This window comes from Metabacillus niabensis (assembly GCF_902829255.1).
GTDB lineage: Bacteria > Bacillota > Bacilli > Bacillales > Bacillaceae > Metabacillus > Metabacillus niabensis.
Genome location: NZ_CADEPK010000006.1, coordinates 17,036 through 37,126, shown reverse-complemented (window position 1 = coordinate 37,126; position 20,091 = coordinate 17,036). Strand labels below are relative to the sequence as shown.

The 20,091-nt window shown below is 34.4% G+C and carries 21 protein-coding genes; 14 read left to right on the top strand and 7 right to left on the bottom strand.

Annotated features, from left to right (window positions below; translation table 11 throughout):
- Positions 1-91: 91 nt before the first annotated feature.
- On the top strand, positions 92-277 hold the full coding sequence (locus HU235_RS01445) for a hypothetical protein (RefSeq protein ID WP_095301308.1): 186 nt from the start codon (positions 92-94) through the stop codon (positions 275-277).
- Between the two features lie 129 nt (positions 278-406).
- On the opposite strand, the gene cspD is transcribed toward HU235_RS01445, so the two are convergent.
- Complete coding sequence (gene cspD, locus HU235_RS01440; RefSeq protein WP_026562601.1) at positions 407-607, bottom strand: cold-shock protein CspD; 201 nt, start codon at positions 605-607, stop codon at positions 407-409.
- Between the two features lie 266 nt (positions 608-873).
- Between cspD and HU235_RS01435 the strand changes: the two genes are divergently transcribed.
- Positions 874-1,128, top strand: coding sequence for a hypothetical protein (locus HU235_RS01435; RefSeq protein WP_174879173.1), 255 nt, complete (start codon positions 874-876; stop codon positions 1,126-1,128).
- A 155-nt stretch (positions 1,129-1,283) separates the two neighbouring features.
- Entirely contained in the window at positions 1,284-1,550 is a 267-nt protein-coding gene (locus tag HU235_RS01430; protein ID WP_095301306.1) for a phosphocarrier protein HPr, read from the top strand.
- Between the two features lie 98 nt (positions 1,551-1,648).
- On the opposite strand, the gene HU235_RS01425 is transcribed toward HU235_RS01430, so the two are convergent.
- From HU235_RS01425 to metA, 4 genes are all read right to left on the bottom strand, one after another.
- Positions 1,649-1,801, bottom strand: a complete 153-nt coding sequence (locus tag HU235_RS01425; protein WP_170944402.1) for a hypothetical protein — start codon at positions 1,799-1,801, stop codon at positions 1,649-1,651.
- 310 nt (positions 1,802-2,111) lie between these two features.
- Positions 2,112-3,113: a metal-dependent hydrolase gene (locus tag HU235_RS01420; RefSeq protein WP_095301305.1), complete on the bottom strand. Its 1,002-nt coding sequence runs from the start codon at positions 3,111-3,113 to the stop codon at positions 2,112-2,114.
- Between the two features lie 50 nt (positions 3,114-3,163).
- The gene (locus HU235_RS01415; protein WP_233452108.1) at positions 3,164-4,327 is read right to left on the bottom strand and encodes a diglucosyl diacylglycerol synthase; all 1,164 of its coding nucleotides are present in this window, start codon (positions 4,325-4,327) and stop codon (positions 3,164-3,166) included.
- Between the two features lie 406 nt (positions 4,328-4,733).
- The gene (metA, locus tag HU235_RS01410) at positions 4,734-5,642 is read right to left on the bottom strand and encodes a homoserine O-acetyltransferase MetA (protein ID WP_174879172.1); all 909 of its coding nucleotides are present in this window, start codon (positions 5,640-5,642) and stop codon (positions 4,734-4,736) included.
- Positions 5,643-5,936: 294 nt separating this feature from the next.
- Here metA and HU235_RS01405 point away from each other — a divergent pair, with 294 nt between their 5' ends.
- Positions 5,937-6,446, top strand: coding sequence for a hypothetical protein (locus tag HU235_RS01405; RefSeq protein ID WP_095301302.1), 510 nt, complete (start codon positions 5,937-5,939; stop codon positions 6,444-6,446).
- 310 nt (positions 6,447-6,756) lie between these two features.
- Here HU235_RS01405 and HU235_RS01400 read toward each other — a convergent pair whose 3' ends face one another.
- Together HU235_RS01400 and HU235_RS01395 are read right to left on the bottom strand one after the other, a co-directional pair.
- Positions 6,757-6,996: a hypothetical protein gene (locus tag HU235_RS01400; protein ID WP_095301301.1), complete on the bottom strand. Its 240-nt coding sequence runs from the start codon at positions 6,994-6,996 to the stop codon at positions 6,757-6,759.
- A 79-nt stretch (positions 6,997-7,075) separates the two neighbouring features.
- Entirely contained in the window at positions 7,076-8,050 is a 975-nt protein-coding gene (locus tag HU235_RS01395) for a C40 family peptidase (RefSeq protein WP_170944401.1), read from the bottom strand.
- 183 nt (positions 8,051-8,233) lie between these two features.
- Between HU235_RS01395 and HU235_RS01390 the strand changes: the two genes are divergently transcribed.
- From HU235_RS01390 to trpB, 10 genes are all read left to right on the top strand, one after another.
- The gene (locus tag HU235_RS01390; protein ID WP_095301299.1) at positions 8,234-9,358 is read left to right on the top strand and encodes a conserved virulence factor C family protein; all 1,125 of its coding nucleotides are present in this window, start codon (positions 8,234-8,236) and stop codon (positions 9,356-9,358) included.
- 78 nt (positions 9,359-9,436) lie between these two features.
- Entirely contained in the window at positions 9,437-9,871 is a 435-nt protein-coding gene (locus tag HU235_RS01385; RefSeq protein WP_174879171.1) for a BrxA/BrxB family bacilliredoxin, read from the top strand.
- 136 nt (positions 9,872-10,007) lie between these two features.
- Entirely contained in the window at positions 10,008-10,781 is a 774-nt protein-coding gene (locus HU235_RS01380; protein ID WP_145582349.1) for a class I SAM-dependent methyltransferase, read from the top strand.
- A gap of 38 nt (positions 10,782-10,819) precedes the next feature.
- The gene (locus tag HU235_RS01375; RefSeq protein ID WP_095301292.1) at positions 10,820-10,951 is read left to right on the top strand and encodes a YuzL family protein; all 132 of its coding nucleotides are present in this window, start codon (positions 10,820-10,822) and stop codon (positions 10,949-10,951) included.
- A gap of 311 nt (positions 10,952-11,262) precedes the next feature.
- Positions 11,263-14,415, top strand: coding sequence for an MMPL family transporter (locus HU235_RS01370; protein ID WP_174879170.1), 3,153 nt, complete (start codon positions 11,263-11,265; stop codon positions 14,413-14,415).
- Between the two features lie 237 nt (positions 14,416-14,652).
- Positions 14,653-14,850, top strand: coding sequence for a cold-shock protein (locus HU235_RS01365; protein ID WP_066330280.1), 198 nt, complete (start codon positions 14,653-14,655; stop codon positions 14,848-14,850).
- Positions 14,851-15,323: 473 nt separating this feature from the next.
- On the top strand, positions 15,324-16,028 hold the full coding sequence (locus tag HU235_RS01360; RefSeq protein ID WP_174879168.1) for a response regulator transcription factor: 705 nt from the start codon (positions 15,324-15,326) through the stop codon (positions 16,026-16,028).
- The gene (locus HU235_RS01355) at positions 16,018-17,421 is read left to right on the top strand and encodes a sensor histidine kinase (RefSeq protein ID WP_174879175.1); all 1,404 of its coding nucleotides are present in this window, start codon (positions 16,018-16,020) and stop codon (positions 17,419-17,421) included. The genes HU235_RS01360 and HU235_RS01355 overlap by 11 nt, the downstream gene beginning before the upstream one ends.
- 124 nt (positions 17,422-17,545) lie before the next feature.
- Positions 17,546-18,529, top strand: coding sequence for a peptidylprolyl isomerase (locus tag HU235_RS01350; RefSeq protein ID WP_233452107.1), 984 nt, complete (start codon positions 17,546-17,548; stop codon positions 18,527-18,529).
- Between the two features lie 343 nt (positions 18,530-18,872).
- The gene (trpB, locus tag HU235_RS01345) at positions 18,873-20,042 is read left to right on the top strand and encodes a tryptophan synthase subunit beta (RefSeq protein ID WP_145582906.1); all 1,170 of its coding nucleotides are present in this window, start codon (positions 18,873-18,875) and stop codon (positions 20,040-20,042) included.
- Positions 20,043-20,091: the final 49 nt, after the last annotated feature.

Genomic DNA, 20,091 nt, shown 5'->3' with positions numbered 1-20,091 from the left:
GACGTATACTATGTAAAAATATAACACGAATATGCAACTTTTTAACTAAAAAAATCGTCAAATTACGTACTAGAAAGGGGGAAAAACAGTAATGGGAAATGATGCTTTACATTTAACGATAAAGGAAGCATTTTCAGAAATATATCGTGATCTTGATAAATTAGTCTTTATAGCGAACAATGCGAATATTTTTAACCAACATGAAGTGAGTCGGATTGAAAAAGGGATTAAACAAAATATAAAAGCAATCGAATATATTATAGTAAGTCAAAAATAAACAAAGATGTAAGTAGAATAGGTAGTACATTTAACTTCCAATTTAATTGCAAACAAAAAAGAGGCGGAGTTACCTCGGCCTCTGTTAGTTTCATGCATTGTATGTTAAATCACATTCATTTTGTTGTGATTATAACTTTGTTACATTTGCAGCTTGTGGTCCACGATTTCCTTCTACAATTTCAAAAGAAACCTCTTGACCTTCTTCTAATGATTTGTATCCTTCACCTTGGATAGCAGTGAAGTGTACGAATACATCGTCCCCACCTTCAACTTCGATAAAACCAAAACCTTTTTCGTTGTTAAACCATTTTACTTTACCGTTTTGCATAGTACTTAATCCTCCTAATACTGTAGCACAGGTGGTGCTAAAAAAAGTTTTTATCAAAAGCAGAATATAATATGTATGAGAATAATATTTTATAAAAACGCTATCATATATACTCAGCTTAATGATGCTTTTACTATACAACATATTTATAACACACGTCAAGGTGAAGAAGAATTTTTTAACAAAACTTTCTGAAATTTAAAATTTAAAATAATACATTTATTTGTCCAAGCATATAATGGTTAAAAAGTATGGAGTTGGATTAAATGCGTAGAATTCGATTATATGGTGAAGATATTTTCATTATAAGAAGTAGAAGAGTAGATGATGAAGGTTTTTCTAAAGCAATTGATTTTTTAACAAAATCAAATCGTGAATTATTAAAAATGAAGAAGTCATCATCGGTTCTCCTTCAGGACAAAGAGCGAAATTCAATTGTTGTCGAGCGCATAAATACAGATACATTTACCTTACTAGTTCAATATGAAATAAATTGTCAGAAAGTCTACCAAATTCAATAAAGAGTAGTTCCCTTTTTATAAAAAAAGGTTATAATAATGGTAATAACTAAAGTAGCTTTTTATAGCTGCATGAGATGAAGAGAATTATACATAATTCATCATACATTCTTGTAAGAGAAAAGCTACATTGGCTAATATGGAAGGAGAATGTCTATATGGTAGAAAAAACGTTTACGATTACAAATGATGCAGGGTTACATGCGAGACCAGCAACAGCACTTGTTAATGCTGTAAACTCATTCACATCAGAAGTTAATCTTGAAGCGAATGGTAGAACAGTAAATTTAAAATCTATCATGGGTGTCATGTCTTTGGGGATTTCAAAAGGAGCAGAAATAAAAATTACTGCTACAGGTAGTGACGAAGAGGCTGCATTAGAAGCAGTTGAGCGCGCTATTAAAACAGAAGGATTAGGTAATTAAAAAATATAAAGTGCAAGTACTCTTTATAGAGAGCTCTTGCACTTTTTTATTATTTGTAAAGCTATTCAATAGTATAGTGAAGAAAGAATTTTGAATGATTAATTATCTCCAGATTTATCCCATTGATCTTTATTTCGTTTATTTCCCTTACTATTATCTCCTGCGATAAAATCGTTTGCGATCTCCATTTGATTATGTCCGTTTTGAGGTGAATTTTGATTATTACTACCCTTATTGACTTTTTTCGTCATCGAATTCCTCCTTTAAAAGAATATCTATCGATCACTACAAGATAAACAATATTACTATTCCAAAAATATTAGTAAAACATGCATTTTACCATTAATCATTATTCTAAAATGTTGTTGTTACCTCGGAGTGGTGTAGACTCCAAGGTGTTAACACAACACCTTTCTAGAACAATCCTACTCACATTGCAGGAGTCTCGCACATGGGATCCAAATAATCTATATTTAGTTTATTAAAACAACAACATTTTAGAAAAGAGCCTTATAAAAAAACTACCTTTAATTAGTAAAGGTAGTTTTAACGATCTAATAATCAACCATTTGCAACGATTGAACGCTCAGGTTTAGCGAGCTTTTCACTTAGATGACTTGTATTGTGTACCCATCCAGTGTATGATGCTTGAATGTTGTTTTCCTTATCAAATTTAACGACAGCCATATATGGATAATGGTTTTTATTTCGAAAACGTAGGTCTATCCATCGAACCTCAATTCCTGAGGAGGTAGGATGAGTTAGAACATGAGTATGTTTTGAGTTTGCTAAAAAATGATTAACGTTTTTATCCTTTAAAGATTTATTTATAATATTGCTATCATTGTTGTACTTATCAAAGTGATGATACCAAATAATTGCTTTCCCTTCGATACGCCCAACATCATAACTTTTTTCCTTTTCGATGACAATATCCCACTTATTTAACCAAATTGACGGAATTAATGTAATCCGATTTGAAGGTTGGGATTCTTCCGTGCCAATCAATTGTTTTTTTCTATTAGCTATTAGAAAACGGAGGATAATATAGCCAATAATAATGAAGTAGGCGTAAATAAAAACAAATCCTGGATGAAAACCGATGATCCAAAAAGTAAACCCAATAAAATGGATAAACATGATAAAGGGATCAAATAAGGGAATAATGTTAATGGATAACCACTTTTTTGTAAATGGGCGACCTGCTTGTGTACCATAAGCATTAAAAATATCAAACACGACATGTACTACAACAGCTATCAACGTCCAGATAAAAAGCTGAAAAAATGATGCATCATTGAAAAAGGAAAAAGTAATTCCACTTATTAATAATGACCAAATAAAAAGGGCGGGAATGGAATGAGAAGCACCACGATGATGTTCAACATACATTCCATTACCTTTGAAAAGCTTTATGAAATAGTCAAAATCTGGAGCATTTGAGCCGACCACAGTACAAAGCATTATAGCATTTGCTAATTGCGGATTTGAATCGATGGAAGGGTCTAAAAGAGCCAAACCAGCTAATCCAAAACCCATTGTAATATGAGTACTTGTATCCATGTTTCCCTCCAGGTAAGTGATAATTTTACCCGCTTCACCCTAGAGTTAAACTAATAGTTAACAGAGCCAGCCATCATATGTTTTTCTTTAATAAATGAAGATTCTTTAATAATATCTTCTAAAATCAAGTCAGCAGAATGAGGAACATGAAGCTTTTTTATATTCTTCTTCATCTCTTCAAGCTTTTCTTGATCAGAAAGAAGCTTATCAACTTCATCAGCCATATCTTCAATTTGATTGACAACAATTGCCGCACGATTCTGTTCAAAGAAAAGGGCATTTTCCTTTTCTTGTCCAGGTACTGGTTTAAATAGAATAACCGGTACACCAAGTGCTGTTGCTTCAGTTAATGTTATCCCACCTGGTTTTGTGATCATACAAGAAGTTATTTGATATAGTTCATCAACACGTTCAACATAACTATATACTTTAAAGTTTTCAGGATACATTTGTGCAAGTGGTTCAAGACTTTCCTTTAACAAAGTATTTTTTCCACATACAACAACAGTTTGAATATCCTTACGATTCGTAATAAATGTTTGACATAGCTCTTTAACATTTTTTAAAACACCGTGAGCTCCTGCCATGATTAACAACGTTTTTTTATTAGGATCTAGCTGATACTTTTCATAAATTTCTTTTTGATTTCGCTTTTCTTCAAATTGCGCACGGATAGGTATTCCAGTCACTTTAATAGAGTTTGGATGGACACCTATCTCAGTTAATTTATTTTTCACATGATTTGTAGCAACATAGTATTTATCGATATTTTCGTGAACCCATATTTTGTGTAAACAGAAATCTGTTAATACATTAAAGGTAGGGATGACTGTACCTGTTTTTCTACGGTACTCCGGAACGACAATCATTGGAAAAGTATTAATAATAATATCTGGTTGTTCATTTTGAACAATTTGATGCAACCGTTTATGTCCCATTTTAAAATAAAGATTCATCATCCGTTTATTGTAAATTTTGTCTACACCGTAATAAAAGAGTCGATAAAATTGTTTGCCAATTGAAAAGCTTTTTAAATATAAATATTGAGTAATTTCAGAAAAAATCGGGAATGATTCTGAATATAAATTACAAATTGTTACTTTTTTAAAGCCAAGTTCTTTACATTTATTTTCTAGAGTTTTTGCTACCTGAACATGACCATTTCCGTACTTCGCTGTTAATATTAATACTTTTGAATTGCTATTGCTATTCAACATTTTCACCTCAATTTAATCAAAAACGGATCATTCAACAAATACAGTTTATTTAAATCAGTTAGAACCTAATGCAAAACAGTATACTATAATCTATTAAAATAAATAGTAGTGCATTCTTTACTGTTATTATATTAAGTTATTTTTTTGAAAAAAAGACATTTTCAACATAAGAAAGTACAAAATAATATCTTAAGCTATAGTAAGCATATTTGAATCTTGCTATTGAAAATAAAACTGAATTTGTCTTAAAGAATACCATACAAATATTACTTTTTTATAAAGCAATTATTAATTATTTCTTAAGATGTAAAATATTGAAATAATTGATTATTATGATTTGAATCAAGTAGAAAGGTTGAAAGTAAAATTACCTATTTACAAAGTGAAAAATCTTCTTGCCTTCTCAATCCCAAATATATGGTGTTTCTTGATATACATAGTAATTTAACCAATTAACAAAGAGCAGGTTTGCATGTGAACGCCAGCAATGAACAGGTGTATTTGCAGGATTGTTATCTTCAAAGTAGTTTTTAGGTATATCAATGTTTAAACCTTTTGCTAAATCTCTTTCATATTCATCCTTTAGCGAAGTTCTTTCGTATTCAGGATGTCCTGTTAAGAATATGTGCTTCCCATCCTTAGACATAACAAGGCAAACGCCAGCTTCCTCTGAATAGGAAAGAATCTGAAGATCCGAAATTCGTTCAATATCATCCCTCTTTACATCTGTATGTCGAGAATGTGGAACGTAATAGTGGTCATCGAATCCTCTTAATAATTTTATAGACGGATCAATTATTTCATGCTTAAAAATCCCAAAGCATTTTTTGTCTAATTTATATTTATTTACACCGTAGTGATGGAAAAGTCCTGCTTGCGCACCCCAACAAATATGTAAAGTTGAGGTAACGTTAGTCTTTGTCCAATCCATTATCGTTTGTAATTCTGGCCAATATAATACCTCGTGGAATTCTAAGTGCTCGATCGGAGCTCCAGTAATAATCATTCCGTCAAATTTTCTATGTTTAATATGTTTAAATGTTGTATAAAATTCTTTTAAATGTTCAATCGCTGTTGTTTTAGATGTATGCGTTTCTGGTCTCAAAAATGTTATGTTTAACTGGAGGGGAGAATTTCCTAACAAACGCAATAATTGTGTTTCAGTTTTTTCCTTTTCAGGCATAATGTTCAAAATAACAATGTTTAAAGGTCGAATATCTTGAGAATATGCTCTTTTTTCGTCCATAATAAAAATATTCTCTTGTTCTAAAATTTCTTTTGCTGGTAAATGACTAGGTATGTTAATTGGCAAAGCAAGCACCCCCGAAAAATGATTTCATCTTTCTGATGATTTAATAGTAACAAATTATTATAAATTGTTTTGTTTATTTATATAAAGTGATTAAATAATTAGTAAAAACGTTATTTCAGATAAAAACAGTATTTTACTTAATCAGCTTTTTATTATAGCATGCATTGATTGATTATACTTAAGTTCTAATGTTTTATTATAGAAAATTTAGAATAATAATTCAAATTGAATTTTTGTATTTAACTTAAAAAATTTAAGGAATTATTTAATTAATAGTTGAGGCAGGAGACCATTATGTTCGATCCGACAGTATTTGATAATTTAAAAGTGATAGTTGAAGGGTATATTTATGACTTAGATCTTGAGAAATTAATAGTTGTTACAGATCGAAAGGATACGATCGATCTTGCTACAATGTCAAGACTTTATTCGATCACAATTGCTAAGGAAGATAATAATAAGCGATATGTCACAATCGATATCAAAATGAGTCAAAAACAACTTGCAGGTGAGCTGTTAAAGACAGTCAAGGAACCAGGATGTGTTGTTAAGCTTTCTTTTCACGAAAAGGGAAATGGTCAAGAATATGATGAAATATTATTAAAGAAACTTAACAAACTTTGGGGGCAACATATAATTAAACTATTTATAACAAAAGAACTAACGGGTTCGATTAGCCATTTTTCTATTCTCTATTTGGTTGAATTTTGTACATTATTTGGTGAAAGGGAGAATGATATTGAGGAATTATTGCATATCGTTGATCACGCAATTACCTTATTACAGGTAAATTTTGAGGATTAAGCTTTTTGCTACTTACTACAAAATGAAACAATCTTTTATTGTGTGGGGAGTTTTAAAGTGAAAATGTATAAAAGGATAATCGATAAGTAGTCTCTTTTTTCATTACAAGATGCGCTCCATCTTATTGTCTTTGATAAATTAGCACCATTTTGTAGTTGGAAAAGTAGGGTGGTTGGAACAAATATAGAGACTCCTTTAGGGGATGCAGGAAAGGTGAGATATTATTCAAACCCGCAATGTCCTAAAAGGAGTCTTACCACACAACCTCAAAATGTCCAACATATAAAGACAACAAGTTTACGAAAAAAACCTATAGAATGAAGACATACTGAACTTGATTGAAAGGTAATGCTGTAACAGCTTGTAGCTTATAGCCAATACTAATAAGCTGTGATATCGTTTCTGCGCAATTAGGTCGAGGTGGTTCGATTGGGGCATGGTAACTTTTATATATTTGGATAAACTTATTATGGATTGAACAATTTAGTATGATGACATGTTTTCCAAACCATGGTTGACCAATGTCATGGTAGTTTGTTTGTAATACCAATGTATATACACCCTTTAATTTTAATTATGCAACATCTATGTGGAGAATAGCGTGTAATACAAGATTCCTTCCTATATCATCAAGCTTTTGGAACTTTTTTTGCTCCTAGATATCTTTCCTTCCAGTATGGGTTTGAAAGACTTGTAATCGTTACCCCTTTTGAAGAGCTTGTGTGTATAAATTGCCCGTTTCCTAAGTATATTCCTACGTGAGAAGGGCCTGGCTTATAAGTCTCGAAAAAGACTAAATCTCCAATTCCAACCTTTTGTGTATGGACCGTATAGTTCCAAATTTCATTGACCGTTCTCGGTAATAGAATATTCGTTTCTGCAAATACGTATTTAATAAAGCCACTACAATCGAATCCAGAGGGAGTATTTCCGCCCCATTCGTACTTTGTACCAAGTAAGCTTTTCGCAATAGATGTAACTGATGATTGTAACTCTGTGTTATGAGCTGTCTTTACCTTCTTCGTTGTTAGTGTTATCCCCTTTTTATTTCGGTTTGAAAGTAAATGAATTTGTGTAGGTGAATTAAGCTTTCCAGTTTCTTCGAGATTATTTTTTTGCTGATACTCCTTAACTGCTTGTAATGTAAGTGGACCAAATACCCCATCAATTTGACCATAATAATAATTTAAAGCATGTAATTTTGTTTGAAAGGATTTAACCTCCTCTCTAATATCTCCGTATTGAAATTCTTCAACAGGTTTTTTTATAGAGGTTAATTTTGTTAATGTTTCCTTTCCAACAATTCCATCAACCTTTAAATGGTGTAGCCGTTGAAACTGCTTGACAGATTTCTCAGTTAATTTTCCATATACACCATCAACAGCACCTTGATACAATGTAAGATCGGCAAGATTTGCTTGAATATTTGAGACAAAATAACCAGTGTGCCCATATCGAACGACTTGTGTATCCTCTATTGCTTTTGTAAAATCTTTTTGAGTAGCTTCCTCAGAGGCCATAACGAGTGCAGGACCACTAAATAAAATGCCGGCGGCTACAGAAGAAATGATCAATGCATCTTTCGTTGGTTTTACTACCTTCATCGATGTCTCTCCTAACATGGATAAATTATAATACAATATCAATGAAAACATACGATTCAGATAGGGGATATATGACAAAATAGGTGAAGGACGTCTACCGTTAGACAAGTTTGAAACCTATTGATAGCACTCATTTAAATGACTATGTTACAATATTATTACGAATGAAAGGAGTTGCGCATTATGAAAATTAAGTCGATAGAACCTACTCCTAGTCCTAATACAATGAAGGTGCTTTTGACAGAGGAGTTGCCTTCAGGTAAAAGCAATAATTATAAAAAGGATCAGGCAAACGAAGCTCCAGGTGTAATTGGAGAGATATTAAAAATAGAGGGTGTAAAAGGTGTTTATCATGTAGCAGATTTTTTAGCTGTTGAGAGAAACGCAAAATTTGATTGGAAGGATATTTTAGCACAGGTTCGCCAAGCATTTGGTGAAAACATTGAAGAAGGGTTTAATAATGAGCAAAATACTGATGAAGCATTTGGTGAAGTCAAGGTATTTATTCAAATGTTCCATCAAATTCCTATGCAACTTAAGCTTACCGATGGTTTAAAGGAAGAGCGCTTTGGACTGCCGGAACGTTTTAAAGAAGCTGTATTGGCTGCTCAACAAGCAAATGATAATATTGTGTTGGAGCGAAAGTGGAAGGAACATGGGGTAAGATATGGTGAGCTTGCTGACATTGGTAAAGAGGTTGTTGATGAAATCAGTGCAGCATATCCTAATGACCGACTTGAAAAATTAATCCAAGCGGCATCTATGGAAAATCAAGTTGAAAATTACAATAATAGAAAATCATACAAAGTAACATTAGATATGATGGATCATGAAGATTGGACTGTACGTTTTTCGCATTTAGATCAAATGGACCCAACAGAAGAAGATATACCAGTCTTAGAAAAAGCGTTAGACGATGAAAAGCCATCTATCAGAAGACTTGCTACAGTGTATTTAGGCATGATTGAAAAACCTAGCGTACTTCCATTATTGTATAAAGCACTTAAGGATAAATCGGTGACTGTTAGAAGAACTGCAGGGGATTGTTTATCTGATCTTGGGGATCCTCAAGCGATGGAACCGATGATGGAGGCATTAAAGGATAAAAATAAACTTGTTCGCTGGAGAGCGGCAATGTTTTTATATGAAGTTGGCGATGAAAAAGCTTTACCAGCTTTAAAGGCAGCAGAAGATGATTCAGAGTTTGAAGTGAGTATGCAAATAAAAATGGCTATAGAAAGAATCGAAGGTGGAGAAGAAGCTAAAGGTTCGGTTTGGAAGCAAATGACTGAGAGTAGAAAGAATTAAACTAGTCAATACTGGATTATAGAAAAAATGACTTTTCAGCAAAAATAATAATTTATTAGAGGATTGGAGTGATTGAATATGTCAATGGCATATGAAGAATATATGAGACAAATCGTTAAACCGATGAGAGCTGAGTTAACTAATGCGGGTTTTGAAGAATTAACTTCCGCTGAAGAAGTAGAAAACTTTATGGAAAATGTAAATGGAACAACTTTAGTTGTTGTTAATTCAGTTTGTGGGTGTGCAGCAGGTTTAGCACGTCCTGCAGCAACACAAGCTGTATTACATGCTAGTAAAAAGCCTGACCAATTCGTAACAGTATTCGCAGGACAAGATAAAGAGGCAACAAGTAAAATGAGAGAATATTTTACGGGATATGAGCCTTCATCACCTTCAATGGCTCTATTAAAAGGTAAAGAGGTTGTTCATTTTATCCCAAGGCATGAAATTGAGGGGTATGGAATTGAAGAAATTATGCAAAACTTAGAAAATGCCTTTGCTAAATATTGCTAAACTATAAATGGGTGACAGAGAAGGAAAGACCTCTCAAGTAATAGCGACCTGTAATTAGAAAATGCTATTTCATGAGAATTACGTTCCTCTCGTGTCACCCCTCTTTTTATATTGATAAAGAAAGTTGAGATGGAACATGATTGTTACAACCTCTGGAAGACCAAATAAATCTTCTATCTATAAAGCAAAGGAAATAGCACTGAAATTGAACAAACCATTTATGAATAGAAGCAAAAGATCGGTAGAAGAAATGAAACAATATTATGCACAAGATGTCCTTGTTGTTGGGAAAAATCGACTTGAATTGCATATTCTTCATTCAAATGAGCCATTGTTCTTTCATCCAAATTCAGCTATGTTTAGGATTAAAAGGCTTTTAAATCATGAGGAAGACCCTTTTTGCATTGCATGTAAACTTCATGAAGGGGACACTTTTCTGGATTGTACACTCGGATTAGCCTCTGATAGTATTGTTGCAAGTTTTGTCGTTGGTCAAGAAGGAATTGTTCAAGGGATAGAAGCGAATGAAATTTTAGCATATGTCGTACATGAAGGATTAAAGCAATGGGAAACTGGGATAAACAGTTTCGACAGTGCCATGAGGCGGATTGAGGTAAAGACAGGCAACCACCTTGATTATTTACGGTCATATCCAGATAATTCCTTTGATGTTGTATATTTTGATCCGATGTTTGTTGAAACAATTAGCGATTCAAAGGGGATTAGTCCATTAAGAAATATTGCAGTTTATTCTCCGTTAAGTTCAGAAACCATTGAAGAAGCTAAAAGGGTAGCAAAAAGGAGAATTGTATTAAAGGACCATTGGAAAAGTCATCGTTTTATAGAGCATAATTTCACAGTCACCGTTCGGAAATCAGCAAAATTTCACTATGGTGTTATAGAAATTTAAAATTAGTAGAATATAACATCATGGAGGTGTGTAAGACGATGGCTAAACGAAAATCTGATCCATCAACAACTGGACTTAGTTCTCCAAATGTTGAGGGACAAGGCACGACAGAACATGAAACTAGAGGAAAACAAGTAGATTCTGCAAGAAAAAAGACAAAAAGAACGTAAGTAAACAGGTGGATTGTATAAGTCCACCTGTTTATTTTTAATAAAAAAGGAATTATAGCAAACAGATTTCTTTATTGTTAATCCGTAATTTCCACATAAATAAAGTAAGCTATTGTAAGAAAAGAAAGAATAACAAAAATAGTCGTATAACTCATTTAAACTCATTCTAAAGCAGAAAAAAATATTCAAAATTTAGTAAAAACATTTATTACGAGTTTCGATGAACAAGAGATTGTTTCTTTCATTGAAACATATGAGAAGCTAAATAACATTTTAACGAATATAAAAGACTGTCAATTGGAGGAATAGTAGTGAATTCGATTATTAAAGGAAAATGGGTTGTCATTGCTGCATGGATTGCCATTGTTATAGGACTGTTTTTGCTTGCACCGAGTATGGCTGATCTTGTAAGGGAAAAAGGACAAATTAGTGTTCCTGAAGGGTACTCATCCTCACTTGCATCTGAAATATTAGAGGATGTACAAAATCAAGAAAATGCAAAGGATGAAACAGATGTAGCTTTAGTCTTTCATAATGAGAAGGGTCTTACTGAACATGAAATAAGTGAGGCTGAAAAGGCGATTAATTTATTAGAGGATAATAAAGAGCTAGGTGTTTCAAGCATTCTTACTCATTTTCATGAAGAAAGCTTAAAGGATCAGCTAGTTTCAAAAGATGGAAAAACGATCCTAGCTTCTGTTACGGTTACATGGAATGACCGTGAAGCAAAGGAGCTATCTGATTTATTATACGAAACGATAGAGGATGTTGATGTAGACCATTATTACACTAGTGACTGGATGATTGATGAAGATGTCATGAACAGCTCTGAGGAAGGCCTGAAAAAGACAGAGGGAATTACGGTTGTATTCATTCTAGCTGTATTACTTCTAGTTTTCCGCTCTGTGATTGCACCACTTATTCCTCTTATCACAGTTGGGATAACGTATTTGGCATCACAATCAATTGTCGCAATATTGGTCGATAAATTAAACTTCCCGATTTCTAACTTTACGCAAATCTTTTTAGTAGCCGTCTTATTTGGAATCGGAACGGATTATTGTATTTTACTTTTAAGTCGTTTTAAAGAGGAGTTAGCTCATAGAGAGAGCATTACAGAAGCGATTGTTGAGACTTATCGTAACGCTGGTCGTACAGTGTTTTTCAGTGGCTTAGCAGTTATGATCGGGTTTGCTGCAATTGGATTTTCCCAGTTTAAGCTTTATCAATCAGCAGCTGCTGTAGCGGTAGGTGTCGCGGTTTTAATTATTGCCTTATTCACAGTTGTTCCGTTTTTTATGGCTGTCTTAGGAAGCAAAATATTTTGGCCTGCAAAAGGAAAGCTAGAGCATGGTGAAAGTAAATTATGGGGTGTTGTCGGGAAATTTTCCCTTTCAAGACCACTTATTGCGCTGCTTATCGTTGCCGCGGTTTCCGTGCCATTTCTTGTGCAATATGATGGTGAGCTATCATATAACTCGCTAGAAGAAATAAGCGGTGATGTAAATTCAATAAAAGCATTTAATGCAATTGCTGAAGGATTTGGTCCAGGTGAATCAATGCCAACGCAAATTGTATTAGAAAACGATGAAGCGATGGATTCAACTGAATATATCAGTCTTGCAGAAAATATTTCTAAAGAGCTGGAAAAGGTTGACCTAGTTGATACAGTTCGCTCTGTAACGAGACCGACTGGCGAGAAAATTGAAGATTTCTATGTTTCCAACCAAGCTAAAACATTAGAGGAAGGTCTTGGTGAAGGGAAGGAAGGTCTTGTTGAAATAAGCGATGGCTTAGCAGATGCAGAAAGTGAATTATCAAAATCATCTCCACAGCTTAAAGAGGCAACAGATGGAATTACTCAATTAATTGATGGAACGACAGAAATTAATTCAGGATTAACAGAAATCCAAACAAACTTAGCGAAAATTGAAGAGGGAATCCGCCAAGGCTCAGCAGGTGCAGACGAAATTAAAAAGGGCTTAGCTGACGCAAAGACAGGAGCTCTCCAAGTTCAGGAAAAAAGTAATCAGCTATTAAATGGATACAAAGATGTAGCGGTTGGATTGAATACATTGAGTACAGAGTACGGAAAGGTTGCGAAAGGGCTTGGAGAAATTTCTACAGCACTAATAGGCCTTAATAACGATATTGCTACTCTTGAAGAAAACCTTAAAGGAAACCAAGAATACGCTAAATTATTAGCTGACCCTAATTTCCAACAAACTTTTGGGAAAATTAAGTTCACTGTGGAAACTGTCACGAAGAAGGATAAACTTCCAGCAATGGTAACGGGTTTAAATACATTAAATCAAAAATTAACGGAAGCAACAAATGGTGTTACTACTGCAAATGAAGGTTTTGCAGCATTAATTGAAGGTCAATCACAAATTTCCGATGGTCTCACACAATTAATTGCTGGAATTGAACAGCAGCAAGCAGGGTTGAATCAATTAGCAGATGGTCAAGGACAAATTGTTAGCAATATGCCTAAGCTTTCTGATGGATTATCTGGTGTTGCAGATGGTCAGAAGCAATTATTAGACGGTTTCGGTGATCTTGATGGGCAAATGAATCAATTAACCGATGGACTTGGCCAAAGCGTTGATGGGTTAAACCAAGTGTCTGATGGATTAGGCTCTGCACAGCAGTATTTAACAGACCTATCAAAAACTGACGACTCTTCAGGGTTCTATTTACCAGAGGAAGTGTTAGCAAGTGATGAATTTAAAGAATCGTTGGATACGTATCTATCAGCAGACCGTAAAGTGATGACAATTGATGTTATTTTTAAAGCAAATCCATACTCAAATGAGGCTATAAATCAAGTAGATGAGTTAAACGCAGCTATTGAACGAGTAACGAAGGATACGAAGCTTGAAAATGCAAAGGTTGCAATCGGTGGAATAACGAGCACAAATGCTGATTTAAGTACAATGTCAAACAATGATTACACACGTACGGTTGTGTTGATGCTTGTCGGTATCGCGTTTATCCTTGTTTTCTTGTTCAGATCCATTATTATGCCGCTTTACTTGATCGCTTCATTAATTTTAACGTATTACACAGCGATGGGAATTAATGAAGTAATCTTTGTCAATATATTAGGCTATTCAGGAATTAGCTGGGCTGTTCCGTTCTTTGCTTTTGTTATTTTAGTTGCGCTAGGTGTTGATTATAGTATCTTCCTCATGGATCGCTTTAATGAATATAAAGATTTATCGGTTGGTGAAGCGATGCTGCTCGCGATGAAAAGGATGGGAACTGTTATTATATCTGCGGTTGTCATTTTAGGCGGGACATTTGCAGCGATGATTCCATCTGGGATGCTATCACTTATCCAAATTGCAGCGATTATCTTAACAGGGCTATTGCTGTATGCGTTCATCGTATTACCGTTATTAATTCCAGTAATGGTGAAAAATTTTGGATCCGGAAACTGGTGGCCTTTTAAACGGGCGTAAAGTAGCAATGGTTAATGGGAAAAATTGAGAGATAATACCTATTAGAATATATGGTAAAGGGACTTTTCTATCCTTGCATTCGTTTCCAATTGGTGATAGAATGAAAGTAATTATTTTTGTTCGGATAAGGATGTTAGATGGAAGTTGCTTCAAAAGTTTCCTCCTCTTAAAACGATCGTTGTCTAGCAAGAATAGTAATACATGTGGACATATTCATTCCACACAGGAGGAAAAGCAATGTTAGAAGGTAAAGTAAAATGGTTTAACTCAGAAAAAGGTTTTGGATTTATCGAAGTTGAAGGTCAAGACGATGTATTCGTACACTTCTCTGCTATCCAAGGCGAAGGCTTCAAAACTTTAGAAGAAGGCCAAACAGTAACTTTTGAAGTTGAGCAAGGAGCTCGTGGACCACAAGCTGCTAACGTACAAAAATAAGCTTAACGCTGCATAAGCAGCTCTTATAAAAAGACTCCATTTATGGGGTCTTTTTTGTGTGGAAAAATATAGATTACTTGATTACCGTTATGTCTAGTAATAATCTATGTTGTATTAGACTGAGACTAAGCTGGCGCTTCCGCTTTTCGAGATGTCTAGCTGCAACGCCTAGCCCCTCGAGGTCATAAGCCACATAGGAATAGAAGGAAAAGAGCACCTTCCAATCTTTCTTGTCTTATGCTTGTCGGGGCTGAGCAAGGCGCTTCCGCTTTTCGAGATGTCTAGCTCCAGCACCTAGCCCCTCGAGGTCATAAGACACATAGGAATAGAAGGAAAAGGGCACCTTCAATTCCTATGTGTCTTATGCTTGTCGGGGCTAAACGAGGCGCTTCCGCTTTTCGTTGTAGCTTGTCTAAGAAAAGGCTAAAATGGGTATGTAGAGTAGTAACAGTTACATAAACGGTAGGTGGAAAATGAAAGTATTAGTTGTTGAAGATAATTTAAGTGTGTGCTCAATGATTGAAATGTTTTTTTCGAAGGAAGAGATTAGCGGGGAATTTGTTCAGGATGGTCTTGAAGGATATAAAAGATTTAAGGAAGCGGAATGGGATTTAATCATTTTAGATTGGATGCTTCCTGGAATGGATGGGGTAACACTCTGTCGCAAAATTAGAGAGGAAAGCACAGTGCCAATTATTATCCTTACGGCAAAGGATAGCGAGTCTGAGCAAGTGCTAGGTCTTGAAATGGGAGCAGATGATTATGTCACAAAGCCATTTAGTCCATTGGCACTGATGGCTAGAATTAAAGCAGTCACCCGCCGTTACCAAGCAGCTGATCAGGAGCAGAAGCAACAGTCCTCTTTTTTAGAAACAGAGTTTTTTAAAATAAGCAAGACAACGAGAGAGGTATTTTTACAAGGAAAGAAAATCGAAAACCTCACGCCAAAAGAGTTCGATTTGCTATATTATTTTTTAAAAAATCCACGGCAAGTCTTCACAAGGGATCAGCTTTTAGAGAGAGTTTGGGGCTATCAATTTTATGGAGATGAACGAACCGTTGATGTTCATATAAAACGATTACGGAAAAAAATCGAAACACCTTCGCAACCATTTTTCCATACTGTTTGGGGTGTTGGTTATAAGTTTGATGAGTCGGTTAAAGAAGATGAGAATTAAATATATTTATCAGCTTATTTTAAGTCATATTAGCATCATCATCATTGCGTTTTTAATATTGAGCCTATTATTTACTCATTATGTCGAAAATCTTGTTTATGAAAATAAAGTCTCTGATTTAACTAAGTATGGTGAAAACATATTATATGACTTTGAGCAGATTGGTGAGGAATATGTTCTTGCACAATATCAGCATGTCTTAAGCTCACAAGACGTGTTTTTTAGTATATTTGATCGAAGTGGACGAATTGTTTATTCAATCGCTCCTAATTCACCAATAGCAAGTGTAACTGAGGAGGATTGGAGAAAGCTTACAAGCGGGGAAAAGGTCGTCACAAAGCATAATATTAAATGGGCGGACCAAGAGGTATCATTAGTTGCGATTCCATACATTAATCGCGGTGAAATGGCGGGAGGAATTTTACTCATTTCACCGATTAGCGGCACAAGGGAAATGATTAGTGAATTAAATCGCTATTTGTTATATACCGTCCTTATTGCCTTATCAGTTTCCTTTTTACTTAGTTGGTTGCTTTCTAAGGTTCATGTGAATCGGATCGAAAAAATTCGTAAGGCGACATCGAAAATTGCTCAAGGAAACTATGATGTCGATATTCCTTCAACGAATTTTGATGAAATTGGTGAAATGGCCAATGACTTTAATGAAATGATCACTAAATTAAGGGCGCAAAATGAAGAAATTGATAGTCTTGAAAAACGACGTCGTCAGTTTATTGCAGATGTATCTCATGAAATGCGGACGCCGTTAACGACGATAAGCGGTTTAATTGAAGGCTTAAAAAACGATATGATTCCAGAGGCTGAAAAGGAAAAAGGGGTTCAATTAATAAGTCAGGAAACAAGAAGACTTATACGGCTTGTGAATGAAAACTTAGATTATGAACGAATTCGCTCAAACCAAGTCAAGCTTAATAGAGAGAACATTCTTCTTAGTGAGGTTTTAGAGATCATTAAAGATCATTTATACCAACAAGCAGAGAATAAAGGAATTGAATTAAAATTAGATGTTGATGAAAAAAGTATCGTTTATGCAGACTATGATCGTCTTATCCAAATTTTAATTAATATAACAAAAAACAGCATCCAATTTACAAATGAAGGAACGGTGTGGCTCCGGGGAAAACAATTGGATGATGTTACGATGATTGAAATTGAGGATACGGGAATTGGAATGGATAAGCAGGAAATTGAGTTTATTTGGCGAAGATTTTATAAAGCTGATATTTCAAGGACAAGTAATCAATTTGGTGAATTTGGTTTAGGGTTATCGATCGTAAAGCGATTAGTAGAGCTTCATAATGGTGAAATTTTCATTGAAAGTACACAAAATAAGGGAACAAAGTTTTCAATTATCATTCCAATTCATGGGTAATTCATGTAAAATATGAAATGCTGGTACAAACTTTTTAGATTTTTTAAGGTTTGTTCATAGTTTATTCATATTTATTCTGTACAATAGAAAAATAGTAGAATTCATATTAAGGAGATAATACAGAATGGAGAAATTGATTTCTAGCAAAAAAACTCTAGGTATTTTAGCGGTACTTGTAGTAGTAGCAATTGCAGTTTTTATCTTTCTATCAACAAAAAGTGATGTTGTAGCAAAGGTTGGGAAGGAATCCATAACAAAGGATGATTTATATACGTATTTCGTCGAGCAAAACGGTGAGGCTGCGCTAGATTCTTTAATTACGAAAAACATTATTGAACAAGAAGCTGAAAAACAAAAGGTTAAGATTACTGATAAAGAAATTGATGAAGAGCTTAAAAAGACAGTCGATAGCGTTGGTGGCGAGGAAGCATACCAATCTGCTCTTGCAACAAACGGTATTTCTGAAGATGATTTAAAGGATAACATTAAAACAAATCTTCAAATTGAAAAATTATTAGAATCAAAAATCAAAATTACAGATGAAGAAATGAAAACATTTTTTGATGAAAACAAAGCAGAATTTGCTAAAGAAGAGCAAGTAAAAGCAAGTCATATTTTAGTTGCGGATGAGAAAACAGCTAACGAAGTGAAAAAGAAGCTTGATGAAGGTGGAGATTTTGCTGAGCTAGCTAAGGAATATTCAACTGATACAGGAACAGCACAAAATGGCGGTGACCTAGGCTTCTTTGGTAAAGGCGCAATGGTTAAAGCATTTGAAGATAAGGCTTTTTCAATGAAAGTTGGCGAAATCTCAGCACCAGTTAAATCTGATTATGGGTATCACATTATTAAAGTAACAGATAAACAGGAAGCTGAAGAAGCAAACTTTGAAAAGAGTAAAGAGGAAATTAAAGATACTTTATTCCAACAAAAGCTTCAAACAGAATACCCAACTTGGTTAGAAGATAAAAAAGAAGATTATGATATTAAAAATTATTTAACTGATGATAAGAAAGAGAAAGAAGAGTCTTCAACTGAAAAATCAACAGATTCAGCTGATAAAGAAGATTCATCATCATCTGAATCAACTGAGAAAACAGATAAATAAGCTCTTTTGAAAAACGGATCCTAACGGTTCCGTTTTTTTTTCGTTTAAAAGATTTTATAGTTCGCCTCACCAAAAAAATTTTGAAATAAAAAATAAAAAAAGTTGTAACAATCCTGAAATTCATTCGTCTTACAGGTAGAATGCAATGGCTAAGGAGTGTTTTTTTCTATGAGAAAGGCGAATTCATATCTACATTTTCTTTTATGGACGAATGCAATTTTATTTGGTCTAATCCTTTGGTGCTTATTTGAAATTAGTGCATAATGTGGGACAAACCTTTCTTCTTTAATGATATAATGAATTTATATTCTGAAAATTCGATATTTTAAAAGGAGAATCCAATATGTCTAAACAAGTTGCAGAAAAAGGTTATTTTGGAGAATTTGGTGGAAGCTTTGTACCAGATGAATTAAATAATGTATTAAAGATTTTGGATGACAACTTTGAAAAATATAAAAATGACCCAGAATTTATCGAAGAATTTGATTACTATATGAAAGAATATATTGGCCGAGAAAATCCACTAACATTTGCAGAGAATTTAACGAGACATGTTGGCGGAGCGAAAATTTATTTAAAACGAGAAGATTTAAATCATACAGGTGCTCATAAAATCAATAATGCAATCGGGCAAATCCTATTAGCGAAACGAATGGGAGCGACTCGGATCATTGCTGAAACTGGTGCAGGTCAGCACGGGGTTGCGACGGCAACAGCATGTGCAATTGTTGGTGGAATGGATTGCACGATTTACATGGGTAAGCTTGATACAGAGAGACAAGCATTAAATGTGTTTCGAATGGAACTATTAGGGGCAAAGGTTATCCCAGTTGAAAAAGGTCAGGGACGCTTAAAAGATGCTGTTGATGAAGCGTTAAATGACCTAGTGCAAAACTACGAAAATACGTTTTATTTACTAGGATCGGCAGTAGGACCTCATCCATTCCCAACAATGGTGAAGTATTTCCAATCGATTATAAGCAAAGAATCAAAAAAGCAAATTCTTGAAAAGGAAGGTAAGCTACCAACTGCAGTAGTTGCTGTTGCTGGTGGTGGCAGCAATGCGATAGGTTCGTTTGCCCATTATATAGATGAAGAGGATGTTCAGCTTATTGGGGTAGAGCCTGAGGAAGCCCCTACGTTAACAAAGGGCGTTCCTGCTGTTATCCATGGTTTTAAATGCTTAACACTGTTAGATGAAAAAGGTGAACCACAACCAACCTACTCAATTGCTGCTGGTTTAGATTATCCAGGAATTGGTCCTGAGCATAGTTATTTAAAAACATCCAACAGGGCACAGTATGTCACAATTAAAGGTCAGGAAGCATTAGAAGCATTTCAGTTATTATCAAAAGTCGAGGGGATTATCCCAGCGTTAGAAAGTGCACATGCGGTTGCTTATGCGCTCAAATTAGCGAAAACCCTTGATAAGGAAGATGTAATTATTGTTAATCTTTCAGGCCGTGGAGATAAAGATGTTGAGCAAGTTTACAAAATGATTAAAGATAAATAAGCTAATAGGGGTGCTAAGGCATCCTTTTTTCTATTGGCTGTTTTTCGCT